Raw genomic sequence first — 15628 nt, forward strand, 5'->3', positions numbered from 1 at the left:
ACGAAACAGCATGGACTGGCTGCTGGACCTCACTCCCGACGAATGGAATGCGGTCCGGCTGTCGATCAAGGTGGCAAGCGTGGCGATGGTGGCCAGCCTGCCGCCGGGCATATTGATCGCGCTGCTGCTTGCCCGGGGCCAGTTCTGGGGCAAGACCTTGCTCAACGGGCTGGTGCATCTGCCGCTTGTCCTGCCGCCTGTCGTGACCGGCTATCTGCTGCTGCTCGCCTTCGGCAGGCGCGGTCCGGCCGGCGCCTTCCTGGCCGAGCATTTCGGCATCGTCTTCTCGTTTCGATGGACAGGTGCGGCTCTGGCCTGCGGCGTCATGGGTTTCCCCTTGATGGTGCGGGCGGTCAGGCTGTCGATCGAGGCGGTCGACCGCAGGATGGAGGCGGCAGCGGGAACGCTCGGCGCCAATCCTTGGTGGGTTTTCGCCACTATCACGCTGCCGCTGATCCTGCCCGGGCTGATCGCCGGCGCCATCCTGTCCTTCGCCAAGGCGATGGGCGAGTTCGGTGCCACCATCACCTTCGTTTCCAACATTCCGGGCGAGACGCAGACGCTGCCGTCGGCGATCTACACTTTCACGCAAGTGCCGGGCGGCGACGAAGGCGCGCTCCGGCTGACACTGATCTCGATCGTCATCTCGATGGCGGCACTGGTTGCCTCGGAGGTGTTGGCGCGTCGCGTCGGCCGGCGGATGGACATCGAATGACGGTCCTCGTCGATATCAACCATCGGCTGGGTGCGTTCGCGACCGACGCCAGCTTCGAAAGCGCCGGGCGGCTGACGGCGCTGTTCGGACCTTCGGGCTCCGGCAAGAGCACCCTGATCAACGTGATTGCCGGGCTGATCCGGCCGGATAAGGGCCGCATCGAAGTCGACGGTCGCGTGCTGGTCGACACCCGCGCTGGCATTTTCGTGCCGAAGCACAAGCGGCGGATCGGCATGGTATTCCAGGATGCGCGGCTGTTTCCGCATATGAGCGTGGGCGGCAATCTGCGCTATGGCCGCTGGTTCACACCGGCAGCGGAGCGATACGCGGACCTGGATTCCGTCGTCGATCTGCTTGGCATGGGGCCGCTCATGGACAGGCGGCCGGCAAAGCTCTCGGGCGGCGAAAAGCAGCGCGTGGCGATCGGCCGGGCGCTGCTGGCGAGCCCGAGATTGCTGTTGATGGACGAACCGCTGGCCTCGCTCGACGAGGCGCGCAAGGCCGAAATCCTGCCCTACATCGAGCGGCTGCGCGACGAGACGAAGATCCCGATCGTCTATGTCAGCCATTCGGTTGCCGAGGTGGCGCGGCTGGCCAGCGACGTGGTGATGCTGGCGCAGGGCAAGGTCCTCGCCAGCGGCCCGACCGAGGCGGTGATGCAAAGGCTCGACCTGTTGCCGGCTGAAGAGCGCGGCGAGGGCGGTGCGGTGCTGGACACCAAGGTGCTGCGTCACGACGAAGCCTTCGGCATGACCGTGCTTGCCTCGGCCGCCGGTGAGATCCGAGTGCCGCGGCTGGCTTTGATGGTGGGAGCGCCAGTCCGCATTCGCATCCGCGCGCGCGACGTCATGATCGCCACCGAACGGCCGGTGGGCCTCAGCGCGCTCAACATCCTGCTCGGCACGATCGTCGCGATCAGCCCGGGCGAGGGGCCGACGGTCGAGGTCGGCATCGACTGCAACGGCGCAACCGTGTTGGCCCGGATCACCGAACAATCGCGGCATGCGCTGGCGCTGCGGCTTGGCGGACAGGTCTTCGCCGTGATCAAGACGGTGAGCTTCGACCGGGCGAATACCGGGGCCGGCTTGCCGGTCGAAGCGGACGGATGACTACCGCTATGTTTTTTTGGAATAGCGATATCGCTGAACAGCTTATAGTGTGGGATCGGGTGTAGTCGCGGAGGAGCAACATGCCGTCGCTGAGTTTGCGGATAAACCTCGATCCCGACGGGCGGATCGGACCGGGCAAGATCGAACTCCTGGAGCAGATCGCCGCTTTCGGCTCGATCTCGGCCGCCGCGCGCGGCATGGAGATGTCCTATAAGCATGCCTGGGACCTGGTCGAGGATATGAACCGGGTATTCGGCAAGCCGCTGGTCGCGGCGCAGACCGGTGGCCGCAAGGGCGGCGGCGCGCAACTGACGGCCGTCGGCCTGGCGGTGGTCAGCCGCTTCCGCGCCATCGAGCGCGCGGCGGCTGCCGCGGCGGCGACCCATATGGCGGCATTGCAGGCGGAGATTGAGGCGGGGTAGGGAATTAGGCAGTAGGGAATTAGGCAGTAGGGCAGTAAGGCAGTAAGGCAGTAAGGCAGTAAGGCAGTAAGGCAGTAAGTGGAGGAGACATCGGGAGCCGAAACACAAGAAAGCACACGAAAAAATTTCGATACTCCCGAGTTGGCCTGCCCTACTCCCCTACTCCCCTACTGCCTAATTCCTACTCCCCCGCCTTCCGCAGCATATACGTGTCCATGATCCAGCCCTTTTTCCGGCGGGCTTCCTCGCGGATTTTTTCGATCTCGGCGCCGACGTCACCGAGGCGGCCGGAAACGATGATTTCGTCCGGCGTGCCGAGATAGGCACCCCATTGGATGAAAAGGTCCCGGTCGGCGAGCGTGTTGAAGGCGCATTTACCGTCGAGCATGACGACGGCGCTGCCGGCATTTTGCGGCATGCCTTCATCGGTCAGGCGGCGGCCGGTGGTGATCAGGATGGAATCGCCGATGCGGTTCAGCGCCGTTGCATGGCTGGCGGCAAGTGCCTGGATCGCGGTAATGCCGGGGATGACCTCGAGGCCGAACGCGACGTTGCCTCTCAGGCGCACGCGCTCGAGGATGCGCAGCGCGCTGTCGTAGAGCGACGGATCGCCCCAGATCAGGAAGGCGCCGCAGCCGTCTTCGGCAATCTCGTCGCGGATCAGGCCTTCGTAGATGGCGGCGATCGCTTCGTGCCAGTCGTCGACGGTCGAGCGGTAGCTTGGCGCCGGCTCGGCGCGCACCGGCACGTCGAATTCGACGCGCCGCGACTTCGGGTTGGTGACGAAGCGGTCGCATATACCGCGCCGCAGTTCGGCAAGGTCGTTCTTGTTCGCTCCCTTGTCGGGGATGAACAGCACATCGGCGCGGTTCAGGCCGTCTATCGCCTGGACGGTCATGTGGTCGGGATTGCCGGCGCCGATGCCGATGACGAGGAACTTGCGCATGGAGCGAACTCCTGCCCGATCGGAGCCTGTTAGTCCAGACGCTGTGGCACGTCCAGGACGCGGAAGGGCTTTGAAACGCCGCGTCGAAACCGCTAGAGCGGTTCACCGTTTCAACGAAACGCCGAACCGCTCCATCTTCATGTTTTTACGCAATTCCGGACGGAAAACCGTTTCACACTTTTCCTGGAATTGCTCTAGGGTCATGCCGATATCCTCGCCGAGGAGGGCCTTCTATGTTCCGATACGTCTTGACCGCCGCGCTCGCGCTGTGCGCAACACCAGCCCTTGCCAATGACTCGGTTGCCGAACTCGGCACCGGCGGCTTGATCCTGTCGCGCAGCGATGCCGTGGCGATGCAGAGCGAGGACCTCTTCATCTCGCCGGAAAAGGTGACGGTCGACTACGTCTTCCACAACAACACCGACAAGGATGTCGAGGCGATCGTCGCCTTCCCCATGCCCGACATCTCGGGCGATCCCGAGGAGATGCCGGCGATCCCCGAAAACCAGAGCGACAATTTTCTCGGTTTCGAGGTGACCATCGACGGGGTCGCGACAAAGCCACAGCTCGAGCAGAAGGTGTTCGCGCTCGGCATCGATATCGGCGCCGACCTGAAGGTCCAGAACGTGCCGTTCAACCCGTTCGGCGACGCGGCCAAGGCGGCGCTGGCGAAGCTGCCGCAAGCGGTGGCCGACGATTGGGTCAACCGCGGCATCATCATCGAGGATACGGTCGACGACGGCAGCGGCATGAAATCCACCTATGCGCCGTTCTGGCAATTGCGTTCGACCTATTGGTGGCGCTCAACCTTTTCGGCCAACAAGGACGTTCATGTCTCGCACCGCTACAAGCCGAGCGTCGGCGGCACGTCCTCCGTCAGTTTCTTCTATGACGGAAAGTTCCAGGGCCAGTACGCCGCCTATAAGACCCGGTACTGCATGGACGAGACGTTCGAAAACGCGGTGCGCAAGGCGGCGAAGGACAATCCCGACGGCTACCCCGGATATTATGAAAGCCGGATCGCCTATATCCTGACCACCGGCGGCAACTGGGCGGCGGGCAGCATCGGCAAGTTCAAGCTGACGGTCGACAAGGGCAATCCGAAAGCCCTGGTCTCCTTCTGCGGCGACAATGTCAAAAAGGTCGGGCCGACGAGTTTCGAGATGAGGGCGGACGATTTCTATCCTGAGCGCGACATCGACATCCTGATCCTCAATCCTTCGGACAGCAGTGGTGGGAACGGCGGCTGATGGACGTTGCGATCTACGTTGCCATCGCCCGGAACGGCGTCATCGGGCGGGATGGCGGGCTGCCCTGGCGGCTGTCCTCCGATCTCAAGCGTTTCAAGGCCGACACGATGGGCAAGCCCATCATCATGGGCCGCAAGACCTATGAAGGCATAGGCCGGCCGCTGCCGGGCAGGTTGAACATCGTCGTCACCCGCGACAGGGCCTGGCATGCCGAGGGCGTCGAGGTGGCGCATACGCTGGAAGCCGCGATCCAGTTGGCGACGGTGCGCGGGCGCTGCATGGCCGGCGTGGAAGAGGTCTGCGTCATCGGTGGCGGCGAGATCTATGCCCAGGCGCTGCCGCTGGCCGACCGGCTGCACGTCACCCATGTGTTGGCCACGGTCGACGGCGACGCGCTTTTTCCGCCGATCGACCCTGATTCATGGCGCATCGTGAGCTCGCAGGAGGTCCCGGCCGGGGAAAAGGACAGCCACGCGACGCGCTATACGGTTTACGAGCGCCGCCGCGACGTGCATTGAAGGACGACAAAGGGTCGCGACCGGTCCAAAATCGGATCGTGTCGGCAGGGCATCGCGTTGAAAGCGCCCCGTGGCGTCCCTATAGAAGAACAACACTAGGATTTTGCGCCGTAACACCGGTGCATGAGGGAATTCCAAGCGAAAGGACGTTCATGCCCTGGAATGACAAGAGTGGCGGTGGCGGCGGCCCGTGGGGCGGCGGCGGCAACAATCAGGGACCCTGGGGGCAGGGGCCAAAGGGACCGAGCGGCCCGCAGGGGTCGCCTCCCGACCTCGAAGACATTATCCGCCGCGGCCAGGACAGGCTGCGGCGCGCGCTGCCCGGCGGCGGTGGCGCAAGCCCCGCCGTGTTCGGGCTGATCGGCGCGGTACTCGTGGTGCTTTGGGCATTCCAGGCGGTTTATACGGTGCAACCCGACGAGGTCGCGGTCGAACTGCGCTTCGGCAAGCCGAAGGCCGAGCTGTCGCAGCCCGGCCTGCATTTCCACTGGTGGCCGCTTGAGACCGTCGAGACGGCCAAGATTTCCGAGCAGCTCGTCGACATCGGCGGCGGAAACACCAGCGGCAACGGCCTGATGCTTTCGGGCGACCAGAACATCGTCAACGTGCAGTTTTCGGTGGCCTATCAGGTTTCCGATCCCCGGGCCTATCTGTTCGACGTCTCCGATCCGGACGGCATGCTGCGGCAGGTTGCCGAAAGCGCCATGCGCGAAGCCGTCGGCCGCAGGCCGGCGCAGGACATCTTCCGCGACGACCGTCAGGGCATCGCGGCTTCGGTCCGGGAAATCATCCAGACGACGCTGGACGGCTACAAGGCCGGCCTGCAGGTCAATGCCATCTCGATCGAGGACGCGGCCCCACCGCGCGAAGTGGCCGATGCCTTCGACGAGGTGCAGCGCGCCGAGCAGGACGAGGACAAGTTCGTCGAGCAGGCCAACCAGTATTCCAACCAGAAGCTCGGCCAGGCACGCGGCGCGGCCGCACAGATCCGTGAAGACGCGGCCGCCTACAAGAACCGGGTGGTGCAGGAAGCCGAAGGTGAGGCGCAGCGCTTCATCTCGGTCTACGACGAATATGCCAAGGCGCCCGACGTGACGCGCAAGCGGCTTTATCTCGAAACGATGGAGAGGGTGCTGAAGGATTCGGGCAAGGTGATCGTCGAACAGGGCAACGGGCAGGGGGTCGTCCCCTATCTGCCGTTGCCGGCGTTGCAGCAGAAAACGCCGCCTCCGGCGATCCCGGGTGCGACCACGGGAGGTAACCAGTGATGGCCAACCGCCTTCCCGTCTTCGTCGTCATCGCCGCGGTCATCCTGTTCCTGATCTATTCGTCGGTCTTCGTCGTCAATGCGCGCCAGCAGGCGCTCGTGCTGCGGTTCGGCGAGATCGTCGACGTCAAGACCGCGCCCGGCATCTACTTCAAGGCGCCGTTCTCGTTCTTCGACGCCGACACGGTGCAGATCATCGAGAACAGGGTGCTGCGCTTCGACCTCGACAACATCCGCGTCCAGGTTTCGGGCGGCAAGTTCTACGAGGTCGACGCCTTCATCGCCTATCGCATTTCGGACCCGCGCGTGTTCCGGGCGGCGGTCTCCGGCCAGATCGAACTGGCCGAGGCGCGGCTGAGGACACGTCTCGACGCCGCCTTGCGTCGCGTCTACGGTCTGCGTGACTTCGAGGCAGCGCTCTCGGAAGAACGTGCGGTGATGATGCGCGAAGTGCGCGATCAACTGCGGCCCGACGCCACCTCGCTCGGCCTGCAGATCGAGGACGTCCGTATCCGCCGCACCGACCTTACGGCCGAGGTCTCGCAGCAGACCTTCGACCGTATGAAGGCCGAACGTCTGGCCGAGGCCGAACGGCTGAGGGCACGCGGCAACGAGGCGGCGCAGCGCATCAAGGCCCGCGCCGATCGCGAGGTCGTCGAGATCGTTGCCGAGGCGCAGAAGGAATCCGAGATCCTGCGCGGTGAGGGCGAAGCCCAGCGCAGCGCCACCTTTGCGGGAGCCTATCAACGCGACCCGGCTTTCTTCGACTTCTACCGGTCGATGAATGCTTACGGCACGGCGCTGGACAACACCGGAACGACGATGGTGCTGTCGCCGAGTTCGGAGTTCTTCCGCTTCTTCCGCGATCCCGACGGCAAGCAAGGACCGGCGACGCCGGCCGCGCCGGCACCTGCCGCGCCGGCGACGGCACCTGCCGCGCCGGCGGCACCCAGCACCGGCCAGTAACGGCCGGTGCAGGATTTTTTCGCCGCCATCGGCCTGGTCCTCGTCATAGAGGGCCTGGTCTATGGCGGCTTCCCTGGCTTGGCGAGGAAACTTGCCGGCGACATGCTGTCGATGCCGGAGAATGCGTTGTGGATCGCCGGGTTGGCAGCGATCGCGGCTGGCGTCGGCATCGTCTGGCTGGCGCGAGGCGGATAAAGGCAGTGCGGCCGCCGAATAACGCGGGATTTACACTCTGCCGATAGCCATAGCCGCAAACGTGCCGTATTTTTTGCCATCATGGCGCGACGCGGCGTTTTCGCCGAAGCGCTTTTCTCTTTCAGAAACGCCGGGAGGCTTCTCGATGACATCCACACCCCTTTTGCGCGCGGCACGGCGGACGTTCATCGCTGGCGCAGCCATGCTTCTCGTCGGCGCCGCTGCTGTGCCGTCCTTCGTGACGCCGACGTTCGCCGCGGACGGCCCCGCTTCGGTCGCCGATCTGGCGCAGGGCCTGCTCGGCGCCGTGGTCAACATCTCGACCTCGCAGACGGTCAAGGGTACGGAAGGGCCGGGCGCGGTGCCGATGCCGCAGCTGCCCGAGGGCTCGCCCTTCCAGGATTTCTTCGACGACTTCTTCAAGAATCGCGGCGGCGACAAGGACAATAGCGGGCAGAAAGTGCAATCGCTGGGCTCCGGTTTCGTCATCGATGCCGAGCAAGGCATCGTCGTCACCAACAATCACGTGATTGCCGATGCCGACGATATCGAGGTCAATTTCTCCGATGGCGTCACCTTGAAGGCGACGCTGGTCGGCACCGACACCAAGACCGATGTCGCGGTGCTGAAGGTCGATCCGAAAGGCCACAAGCTGACGGCGGTGAAGTTCGGCGATTCCACCAAGATGCGCGTCGGCGACTGGGTGATGGCGATCGGCAATCCGTTCGGCCTCGGCGGCACGGTGACTGTCGGCATCGTCTCGGCGCGCAACCGCGACATCAATTCCGGCCCTTATGACGACTTCATCCAGACCGATGCGGCGATCAATCGCGGCAATTCGGGCGGACCGCTGTTCAACAGCGCCGGCGAGGTCATCGGCATCAACACGGCGATCATTTCGCCGTCGGGCGGCTCGATCGGCATCGGCTTCTCCATTCCCTCGCAGCTCGCCTCGGGCGTGGTCGACCAGTTGCGCCAGTTCGGCGAGACGCGGCGTGGCTGGCTCGGCGTGCGCATCCAGCCGGTGACGGACGACATCGCCGAAAGCCTCGGCATGGCGACCGCCAAGGGCGCGCTGGTTGCCGGCGTCATCAAGGGTGGTCCCGTCGACAACGGCACCGTCCAGGCTGGCGACGTCATCCTCAAATTCGACGGCAAGGACATTCATGAAATGCGCGACCTGCCGCGCGTTGTCGCTGAAAGCCCGGTCGGCAAGGCGGTCGACGTGCTGATCGTGCGCAAGGGTGTCGAGCAGACGGTGAAGGTGACGCTCGGCCGGCTCGAGGATAGCGAGAAGCTCGCCAGCGGCGAGGAGGGCGGCAACACCGATCAGGACAAGGGTGACAAGGCTCCGGCCGTTTCGACCGCTTCCGTGCTCGGCATGACGATCGGCGAGCTCAACGACGAAACCCGCAAGAAGTTCAGCATCGCCGCCGACGTCTCCGGCGTCGTCATCACCGATGTGGCCAAGGATTCCGCCGCTGCCGAACGCGGCATCCAGCCGGGAGAGGTGATCACCGAAATCGCACAGGAATCGGTTGCCGCGCCCAAGGACGTCATGGACCGGATCGGCGCCCTGAAGGAGCAAGGCCGCAAGAACGCGCTGCTGATGCTGGCGTCGAAGACCGGTGAGTTGCGGTTCGTGACGATCCGGATGGATTGATCCTGATAAGGCAACAGCCTGATCTGAGCGAGGGCGGCTAGCAGGCCGCCTTTTCTCTTTTCCGCCAGTCCTCGCGCGAGAGCCTGTAGAACACGTGCCGCTTGAGCGCGGGGTGGCTGTCGGGAATGCTGGGATGGTCGAAATCGGCGGATGGGTCGGCGGTCATGCCGAGGCGTTCCATCACGGCAGTGGAGCGCTTGTTCTTCCCGACGGCAAAGGACACGATTTCGCCAAGGTCAAGCGTTTCGAAGCCGAAGGCCAGCCAGGCTTCCGCCGCCTCGGTGACGTAGCCCTGGCCCCAGAATTCGGGTGCCAGTCGCCAGCCGATCTCGACAGTGCCGGCCGGCAGGAACGGCAGATGGTCAGTATCGAGCAGACCGACAAAGCCGATGCATTCGCCGGTTTCAATGATCTCGGCGGGAGCGAAACCGTAGCCATCCTCGGCGATCCGGCCACGCAACTCGTCCATCTTGACGTCCGCCTGCGCACGGTCGCGGCGGAACGGAAAGAACTCCATGACCTGTTCGTCGGAATTGATCCGGTGGAACAGATCGCGGTCGCGATCCTCCCAATTGCGCAGGATCAAGCGTTCGGTGCGCATCGGCTTCATTGCACGAACTCTTCCTGACGATAGCCTTGCAGATAGAGCAATGCGGTGAGGTCGCCATGGTCGATGCGCACGCTGGCCTGCGCCGCCACGGCCGGCTTGGCATGCAGCGCGACGCCGGTGCCGGCAAGGCGGATCATGTCGAGATCATTGGCGCCGTCGCCGACGGCGATGGCGTCGGCCGGCGTCAGGCCGAGCCGCGACGCGATTTCGATCAGAGCCTCGGCCTTCGCGGCACGGCCGAGGATCGGCTCGCCGACCAGGCCGCTGAAGCGTCCGTCGTGTTCCAGCAGACGGTTGGCGCGGTTTTCCTGGAAGCCGAGCATTGAGGCGACGCGCATGGTGAAAACCTCGAACCCACCCGACACAAGCGCCGTCCAGGCGCCGTTGGCGCGCATGGTTTGGACCAGTGCGCGGCCGCCGGAGGCCAGTGTCAGGCGATTGGCGACGATGCGGTCGACCACGGCCGCATCGAGACCCTTCAGCAGCGCCACGCGCTCGCGCAAAGCCGGTTCGAACGCGATCTCGCCGTTCATGGATCGCGCGGTGATGGCGGCGACGTGATCCTTGACGCCGATCTCGTCGGCCAGTTCGTCGATACATTCCTGGTCGATCATCGTCGAATCCATGTCGGCGAGGAGGATCTTCTTTCGCCGTGTCTGCGCCTGCTGGACGATCACGTCGACCGGTTCCGCGGCCAGTGCTGCGCGCAGGCTGGCGGTCATGTAAGCAGCGTCGGCGCCGTCCGGCAGCGCAAGATCGCAGGCAATCCCTTCGGCCAGCCAGAGAACGCCGCTTGCGCCCACCGACCTTGAGGCCATATTCGCAAGCGACGGCGACAAAGCGCGGTCAGCAGGACGGGAAACAAGCGTGGCAACGAGCGGCATCGAGAATTCCGGCACGGATGCGGGCGAGGGCCGCGTGAAGAACGCGATCCTGATAGCCGGACCGACCGCCAGCGGCAAGTCGGCGCTGGCGCTCGATCTGGCCGAACGCACCGGCGGCGTCATCGTCAACACCGATTCCATGCAAGGCTACGCGGTGCTCGACGTGCTGACCGCCCGGCCGGAGGCGGCGGACCTCGCCCGCGCGCCGCATTTTCTCTACGGTCACGTTGATCCCGGCACTGCCTATTCGACGGGAGCCTGGCTGCGGGACGTGACCAGGCTCATCGACGATGGAACGCTGTCGCGGCGACCAATCTTCGTCGGCGGCACCGGGCTTTACTTCCGCGCGCTGGCCGAGGGCATTTCGGAAATGCCCGCCATTCCGCAGCGGGTCCGCGACCGCTGGCGTTATGAGTTGAAGGAACAAGGCGCCGTCAAACTGCATGGCATCCTGCTGCGCGAGGATTCGCGGGCCGCCATGCAACTGAGGCCGACCGACAGCCAGCGCATCGTGCGGGCGCTCGAGGTGCTCGATGCCTCGGGCCGTTCGATCCTGGAATGGCAAGCGGAGCGCGGCCAACCGTTGATCGACCGGCAAAGCGCGCGCTTTTTCGTCATCGAGCCGGACCGGGCCGCACTGGTCGGCCGCATCGACAGGCGCTTCGACCAGATGCTGGACAAGGGCGCAGTGGAGGAAGTCAGGCAGCTTGCAGCGCTTGGTCTCGATCCGGACTTGCCGGCGATGAAGGCGATCGGCGTTCGCGAGTTGCAGGCCGCGATAGCCAGGCAGTCAAGCTTTGCCGAGGCGATCGAACGCGCAAAGGTCGCAACCCGGCAATATGCCAAGCGGCAGGCGACCTGGTTCCGCCATCAGCTAGGGCCGGAATGGCAGAGATTGCGCCCCGATAGCGATCTCGAAACCATGATCCAAGCGACTGTTGCTAATGCAACCTGAAAAGTCGATCTTGAGGGAAGGATTCCCGTTGTGGTTGTCCGAATTAACCCTCCGTAAGGCCGGCCGTGCCATAAGACCGGTTGGCACTTTTCGATCGGGGAGCAGATGCGTTTCCACAAGGCGGAATCCGCTTTTTTCGTCTTTATCTTCGTGATCCTGGCCGCCGGCCTGGTGACGCTCCACGCCTATGGGCAGCTGCAATCCTTCGCCATGGAACTCCACACGGCTTCCGGCCTGGACAAGGTTATCTACCTCAACAAGCTGTTGTTCGCGACAGGCGTGCTTTTGGCGACGGCGCTGTTTTTCGGCATCTTCTTCATCTACCCTCTGATCCGCAAACAAGCGACGGAGGAAGGTAAGCTGCGCGCCATGACGGTTTCGCTCAGCGCCCGCTCGGAGACGCTTGAGCATGCGGCGCTGACCGACAGCCTGACCGGCATGCAGAACCGGCGCTATTTCGATGACGCGCTGAAGGAATATCTCGAGGAGTTCGGACGCATCGAAAAGCCCGTCGGGCTGATGATCCTCGATCTCGACCATTTCAAGCAGGTCAACGATACGCACGGCCACGATGTCGGCGACGAGGTGCTCAGGGCTGTCGCCAATTGCCTGAAGGACATGACGCGCTTTCACGACGTGGTGGCGCGGCTGGGCGGCGAGGAATTCGCCGTGGTCACGCCCAATATGGAGGCGGAATTGTTGTCCAAATTCGCCGAGCGCATCCGCAAGGCAATCGCCAACATGTCGGTCCTCTCGGGCAATGTCCGGCTCAAGATCACCACCAGCGTCGGCCTGGCCGTCTGGGACCGCAAGGAAACGGCCGAGGAGTTCTATCGCCGCGCCGACCGGCAGCTGTACGAGGCCAAGAGGCAGGGCCGCAACCGCGTCTGCGCCTAAAATCCCGCCACTGAATTCGTGAGGCTGGCCGTCTGCCGCCGTTTTCTGCGCTTCCGGCCTTCGCCGGCCGAAGCACTCATGGCGGTCGTGGCAGTTAAGGCTACGGCCGGCGTAGGCCTGTGCTCACGGACAGAATGTCCGCTCCGCTCCGGCTTCTCGAAAACCACTCCATTCAATCCGGCCTGATGAATTCCCTTCGGGATTTACCCAAGCTTTCAGAACTAAGCAGCTTCCTCAGCTGCTTATGCAGTTCTCAAGATTGCAGGCATTTGGAGGTAAGGCGCAGCCTAATCGTTCTGGGGGCGCATGCCGAAGGTGGCGGGCTTGAGGCCGTAGCGCATGTCGAAATCGTCGTCGGTTTGCCCGCGGGCGACCGGCGGCTTGCGGTAGTCGGGATCGCCGGCCTGCCGGCCTGAATCGACGACCTCCGCGAAGGCCATGGCCTGCGGCTGCGGTTTCGGCACGTTGCGCAGCCGCTCCACGATCGCCACCAGGTCGACATCGTCGCCGGCTTTCGATGACTCGGCCTCTTCGCGCTTGGCCGTGCCGGGGATCAGTTCCGCCGGCAGTCGTTCGAATTTCAGCCGCATGGTCGTTGCCACGCCCTCGCCGAAGGCAATGGCTTCGCGCTGGCCCATGGACGACAGGAAGGCAAGCGTCGAGGCGGAAGAGTCGGCAATGGCCGAGCGGATGATCGCCTGGTCCTGCTCGTTGGCGAGCCGCATGGCGAAGAAGGTCGAGCATTGCGACAGGATGGTCGGATCGAGTTCGCCCGGACGCTGGGTAACGACCCCGAGATAGCAGCCATATTTGCGGCCTTCCTTGGCTATGCGCGACAGCGCGTGCCTTGTCGGCGCGAAACCGAGACGCGCATCGGCCGGCATGTAGCGGTGCGCTTCTTCGCACAGCAGCAGGAGCTGCAGCTTGCCCTCGCTCCACAGCGCAAGGTCGAAGGCCAGGCGCGCCAGCACGGAACAGACCGAATTGACCACTTCGGAGGGCATGCCGGCCATTTCGAAGCAGGTCACCGGCCGGCCATGGTGCGGCACGCGGAAGATGTTGCCGATCGTCTCGTGGATGGTGTCCTCGATCAGGCGCGAGTTGAACATGAAGCGGTAGCGCGGATCGGCGGCCGCGGATTCGATGCGCGTCTTCAGCGATTTGAGCGTCGGGCGCTCGTTCTTGCTTTCGAGCATGCCCGTGCGCTCGTCGATCTGCTTGAGAAGGTCGGCGATGCGGTAGGGCACCGGTGTATCCGCGGTTAGCGCATCGTTGCCGCGCCGGAGATAGGCGCCTGAATTCGGGTTGCGATAAAGATTCTTGGCGAGCGGAATGAGGTCGCGCAAGGCGTCGATCTCTTCCGGCACCGTTTCACGTCCGCGAAACAGCACCTCGGCGAATTCTTCCAGCCTGAACATCCAGAACGGAAGATCGAGCGTCTTGGAATCGACCTTGACACAATATTCGGGCAGCGACGCCGCAAACTCATTGTGCGGATCGAGGATCAGGATGCGCAGGTCGGGCCGCGCCGCGATCGATTTGCGCAACAGCAGCGAGACGGCGGTGGACTTGCCGACGCCGGTGGTGCCGACAATGGCGAAATGGCGCGCCAGCGTGTCGTCGATGGCGATATTGGCGGCGATCGCCTCATCCTGCGACAGCGAGCCGATGGTGATGGAATGACGGCCGGCCAGATCATAGACCGCCTGCAGGTCACGGGTGCGGATGCGATGGGCGACGGCGCCGATATGCGGATAGGTGGTTATGCCGCGATCGAAGACCGGCTTGGCGCCGGCCTCGGCTCCGTCACGCACTTCGCCAATCAGCTCGATACTGACCTCGATGGCATTCGGGCCTTCATTGCTCCAGGCGCGGTCCGATTTGCCGATCGCATAGACCAGGCCGACGGTTCGCGTCGTGCCCAGATTGATGGAGATCATCCTGCCGACCGTCCACAGACCGGTGACCGCGCCGTCGACATCGTCGGCATAGGCGGCGATGGTGGCGCGTGCGCCGTCGCATTGCACGACATTGCCAAGGATCCGCCTGTCATTCTGCTCCGCGTCACGGCGCTCCTGCGATGTCGGTTCTCCGACGGAGGCTTCGCGTTCGACATACATGGACAGCCAATCCCCATTTCCCTGGTGCGCCGACCCTACAGGAACGGGGTTAAGGTGCGATGAGGTCGGATGGTGTAGAGACGATTAAAGAACTCGTGAGAATTGTCGCGAGACGGCTCTTCTCCAGTCCCGGTATTTCGTTATAATGGACGAATGGATGGTATGGCGAACGATATCTCTTCGACTATCGGCAGGCGGATACATGCCGAAAGGATCATGCGCGACTGGTCGCTGGCGGAGCTTGCCGAGCGGTCCGGGGTTTCCAAGGCGATGCTGAGTACGATGGAGCGCGGCAAGACCAGTCCGACGGCGGCGCTTTTGGTGCGCATTTCCGCTGCTTTCGGCATGACGCTCTCCACCCTTATCGCACGCGCGGAATTGCAAGGCGGCGGGCTGCTGCGAGACGCCGATCAGCCGGTGTGGCGCGATCCCGACACAGGTTATGTCAGGCGGCATTTGTCGCCGGCCAGCGACATGCCGCTGGAGCTGATCAGGGTGCATCTGCCGGCGGGCAAAAGGGTCGGTCTTCCAGCCGCTTCCTACGTCTTCATCAAGCAACAGATATGGCTGATTTCCGGCCGCCTGGAATTCACAGAGGGTGATGTGGTGCACAGGCTTGAACCCGGCGATTGCCTGGCGCTGGGCGCGCCGTCGGATTGCGTGTTTCATGCCCTGGAGCCGGGCGCCGACTATCTCGTCGCGCTGGTCAGGAGCTGACGTCATGGCGAGACGGCCAAAGCGCTCCGACAATGGCGGGCCGCCTCTCGACGACTACAAGGGACCGCCATGGGGCAAGGGCGACCCCTACATCTTCCTTGCCTGGCAAGCGGCCCATGCCAAAGCGTGGAAAGCGCCGAGCCACGAGGTCATGCTGATGCGCATGGACAAGGCAGATCGGCTCGGCCTGACCTACGAGGAATACACGCTCGAGATTCTGGAACGCGGACGGCATCTCAGGGAAGAAGACACAGAGCGCATCAGCGCCATCAAGGCCGCGCGCAAGCGGCGCCGCGTGCGCCATCTCTGATTGACGACCGTGGTGCGGCCGATGGCCCCGACAGAGAGCCTCGAGGTGCTGAAAAGTCCGAAATCCGCCGGAGATGCGGCAGTC

At 64.0% G+C, this 15628-nt stretch carries 17 protein-coding genes; 13 read left to right on the top strand and 4 right to left on the bottom strand.

The window, feature by feature from the left end:
• The first annotated feature begins 10 nt into the window (after nucleotides 1-10).
• From modB to NKJ26_RS25520, 3 genes are all read left to right on the top strand, one after another.
• Nucleotides 11-715: a molybdate ABC transporter permease subunit gene (gene modB / locus NKJ26_RS25510; RefSeq protein WP_352697965.1), complete on the top strand. Its 705-nt coding sequence runs from the start codon at nucleotides 11-13 to the stop codon at nucleotides 713-715.
• Entirely contained in the window at nucleotides 712-1824 is a 1113-nt protein-coding gene (gene modC / locus NKJ26_RS25515) for a molybdenum ABC transporter ATP-binding protein (RefSeq protein WP_352697967.1), read from the top strand. Before modB ends, modC begins: the two co-directional genes overlap by 4 nt.
• Before the next feature lie 80 nt (nucleotides 1825-1904).
• Nucleotides 1905-2246: a winged helix-turn-helix domain-containing protein gene (locus tag NKJ26_RS25520; protein ID WP_352597828.1), complete on the top strand. Its 342-nt coding sequence runs from the start codon at nucleotides 1905-1907 to the stop codon at nucleotides 2244-2246.
• Nucleotides 2247-2427: 181 nt separating this feature from the next.
• Here NKJ26_RS25520 and cobF read toward each other — a convergent pair whose 3' ends face one another.
• Entirely contained in the window at nucleotides 2428-3192 is a 765-nt protein-coding gene (cobF, locus tag NKJ26_RS25525) for a precorrin-6A synthase (deacetylating) (RefSeq protein ID WP_352697969.1), read from the bottom strand.
• 233 nt (nucleotides 3193-3425) lie between these two features.
• On the opposite strand from cobF, the gene NKJ26_RS25530 reads away from it, so the two are divergent.
• From NKJ26_RS25530 to NKJ26_RS25555, 6 genes are all read left to right on the top strand, one after another.
• Entirely contained in the window at nucleotides 3426-4442 is a 1017-nt protein-coding gene (locus NKJ26_RS25530; RefSeq protein ID WP_352697971.1) for a DUF4424 domain-containing protein, read from the top strand.
• Complete coding sequence (locus tag NKJ26_RS25535; protein ID WP_352697973.1) at nucleotides 4442-4960, top strand: dihydrofolate reductase; 519 nt, start codon at nucleotides 4442-4444, stop codon at nucleotides 4958-4960. The genes NKJ26_RS25530 and NKJ26_RS25535 overlap by 1 nt, the downstream gene beginning before the upstream one ends.
• Nucleotides 4961-5112: 152 nt before the next feature.
• Nucleotides 5113-6228: an FtsH protease activity modulator HflK gene (gene hflK / locus NKJ26_RS25540; RefSeq protein WP_027025913.1), complete on the top strand. Its 1116-nt coding sequence runs from the start codon at nucleotides 5113-5115 to the stop codon at nucleotides 6226-6228.
• Complete coding sequence (hflC, locus tag NKJ26_RS25545) at nucleotides 6228-7193, top strand: protease modulator HflC (RefSeq protein WP_352697975.1); 966 nt, start codon at nucleotides 6228-6230, stop codon at nucleotides 7191-7193. The genes hflK and hflC overlap by 1 nt, the downstream gene beginning before the upstream one ends.
• 6 nt (nucleotides 7194-7199) lie before the next feature.
• Nucleotides 7200-7388 (top strand): DUF2065 domain-containing protein, encoded by a 189-nt coding sequence (locus NKJ26_RS25550; protein WP_352697977.1) that lies wholly within the window; start codon nucleotides 7200-7202, stop codon nucleotides 7386-7388.
• A gap of 145 nt (nucleotides 7389-7533) precedes the next feature.
• Nucleotides 7534-9051, top strand: a complete 1518-nt coding sequence (locus NKJ26_RS25555) for a DegQ family serine endoprotease (RefSeq protein ID WP_352697979.1) — start codon at nucleotides 7534-7536, stop codon at nucleotides 9049-9051.
• A gap of 37 nt (nucleotides 9052-9088) precedes the next feature.
• Here the strand turns inward: NKJ26_RS25555 and NKJ26_RS25560 are convergent, their stop codons facing one another.
• Both NKJ26_RS25560 and serB read right to left on the bottom strand, forming a co-directional pair.
• Entirely contained in the window at nucleotides 9089-9661 is a 573-nt protein-coding gene (locus NKJ26_RS25560; RefSeq protein ID WP_352697981.1) for a GNAT family N-acetyltransferase, read from the bottom strand.
• On the bottom strand, nucleotides 9658-10545 hold the full coding sequence (gene serB / locus NKJ26_RS25565) for a phosphoserine phosphatase SerB (RefSeq protein WP_352597836.1): 888 nt from the start codon (nucleotides 10543-10545) through the stop codon (nucleotides 9658-9660). Before serB ends, NKJ26_RS25560 begins: the two co-directional genes overlap by 4 nt.
• Here serB and miaA point away from each other — a divergent pair.
• Both miaA and NKJ26_RS25575 read left to right on the top strand, forming a co-directional pair.
• Nucleotides 10529-11500: a tRNA (adenosine(37)-N6)-dimethylallyltransferase MiaA gene (gene miaA / locus NKJ26_RS25570; protein WP_352697983.1), complete on the top strand. Its 972-nt coding sequence runs from the start codon at nucleotides 10529-10531 to the stop codon at nucleotides 11498-11500. The genes serB and miaA overlap by 17 nt on opposite strands.
• 105 nt (nucleotides 11501-11605) lie before the next feature.
• Nucleotides 11606-12397 (top strand): GGDEF domain-containing protein, encoded by a 792-nt coding sequence (locus NKJ26_RS25575; RefSeq protein WP_352697985.1) that lies wholly within the window; start codon nucleotides 11606-11608, stop codon nucleotides 12395-12397.
• 287 nt (nucleotides 12398-12684) lie between these two features.
• Here the strand turns inward: NKJ26_RS25575 and NKJ26_RS25580 are convergent, their stop codons facing one another.
• On the bottom strand, nucleotides 12685-14517 hold the full coding sequence (locus NKJ26_RS25580) for an ATP-binding protein (protein WP_352697987.1): 1833 nt from the start codon (nucleotides 14515-14517) through the stop codon (nucleotides 12685-12687).
• A gap of 153 nt (nucleotides 14518-14670) precedes the next feature.
• Between NKJ26_RS25580 and NKJ26_RS25585 the strand changes: the two genes are divergently transcribed.
• Nucleotides 14671-15234 carry a helix-turn-helix domain-containing protein gene (locus NKJ26_RS25585; protein WP_352697989.1) on the top strand — a complete coding sequence of 188 codons (564 nt, stop codon included), beginning with the start codon at nucleotides 14671-14673 and terminating at the stop codon, nucleotides 15232-15234.
• 4 nt (nucleotides 15235-15238) lie between these two features.
• Nucleotides 15239-15544 (top strand): hypothetical protein, encoded by a 306-nt coding sequence (locus NKJ26_RS25590; RefSeq protein WP_352597841.1) that lies wholly within the window; start codon nucleotides 15239-15241, stop codon nucleotides 15542-15544.
• The last annotated feature ends 84 nt before the right edge of the window (nucleotides 15545-15628 follow it).

The sequence above is a fragment of the Mesorhizobium sp. M0152 genome (assembly GCF_040322415.1).
Lineage (GTDB): Bacteria > Pseudomonadota > Alphaproteobacteria > Rhizobiales > Rhizobiaceae > Mesorhizobium.

Coding starts and splice junctions, on each gene's coding strand:
- modB (WP_352697965.1), top strand. CDS start 11: ATGGACTGGCTGCTGGACCTCACTCCCGACGAATGGAATGCGGTCCGG.
- modC (WP_352697967.1), top strand. CDS start 712: ATGACGGTCCTCGTCGATATCAACCATCGGCTGGGTGCGTTCGCGACC.
- NKJ26_RS25520 (WP_352597828.1), top strand. CDS start 1,905: ATGCCGTCGCTGAGTTTGCGGATAAACCTCGATCCCGACGGGCGGATC.
- cobF (WP_352697969.1), bottom strand. CDS start 3,192: ATGCGCAAGTTCCTCGTCATCGGCATCGGCGCCGGCAATCCCGACCAC.
- NKJ26_RS25530 (WP_352697971.1), top strand. CDS start 3,426: ATGTTCCGATACGTCTTGACCGCCGCGCTCGCGCTGTGCGCAACACCA.
- NKJ26_RS25535 (WP_352697973.1), top strand. CDS start 4,442: ATGGACGTTGCGATCTACGTTGCCATCGCCCGGAACGGCGTCATCGGG.
- hflK (WP_027025913.1), top strand. CDS start 5,113: ATGCCCTGGAATGACAAGAGTGGCGGTGGCGGCGGCCCGTGGGGCGGC.
- hflC (WP_352697975.1), top strand. CDS start 6,228: ATGGCCAACCGCCTTCCCGTCTTCGTCGTCATCGCCGCGGTCATCCTG.
- NKJ26_RS25555 (WP_352697979.1), top strand. CDS start 7,534: ATGACATCCACACCCCTTTTGCGCGCGGCACGGCGGACGTTCATCGCT.
- NKJ26_RS25560 (WP_352697981.1), bottom strand. CDS start 9,661: ATGAAGCCGATGCGCACCGAACGCTTGATCCTGCGCAATTGGGAGGAT.
- serB (WP_352597836.1), bottom strand. CDS start 10,545: ATGCCGCTCGTTGCCACGCTTGTTTCCCGTCCTGCTGACCGCGCTTTG.
- NKJ26_RS25575 (WP_352697985.1), top strand. CDS start 11,606: ATGCGTTTCCACAAGGCGGAATCCGCTTTTTTCGTCTTTATCTTCGTG.
- NKJ26_RS25580 (WP_352697987.1), bottom strand. CDS start 14,517: ATGTATGTCGAACGCGAAGCCTCCGTCGGAGAACCGACATCGCAGGAG.
- NKJ26_RS25585 (WP_352697989.1), top strand. CDS start 14,671: ATGGATGGTATGGCGAACGATATCTCTTCGACTATCGGCAGGCGGATA.
- NKJ26_RS25590 (WP_352597841.1), top strand. CDS start 15,239: ATGGCGAGACGGCCAAAGCGCTCCGACAATGGCGGGCCGCCTCTCGAC.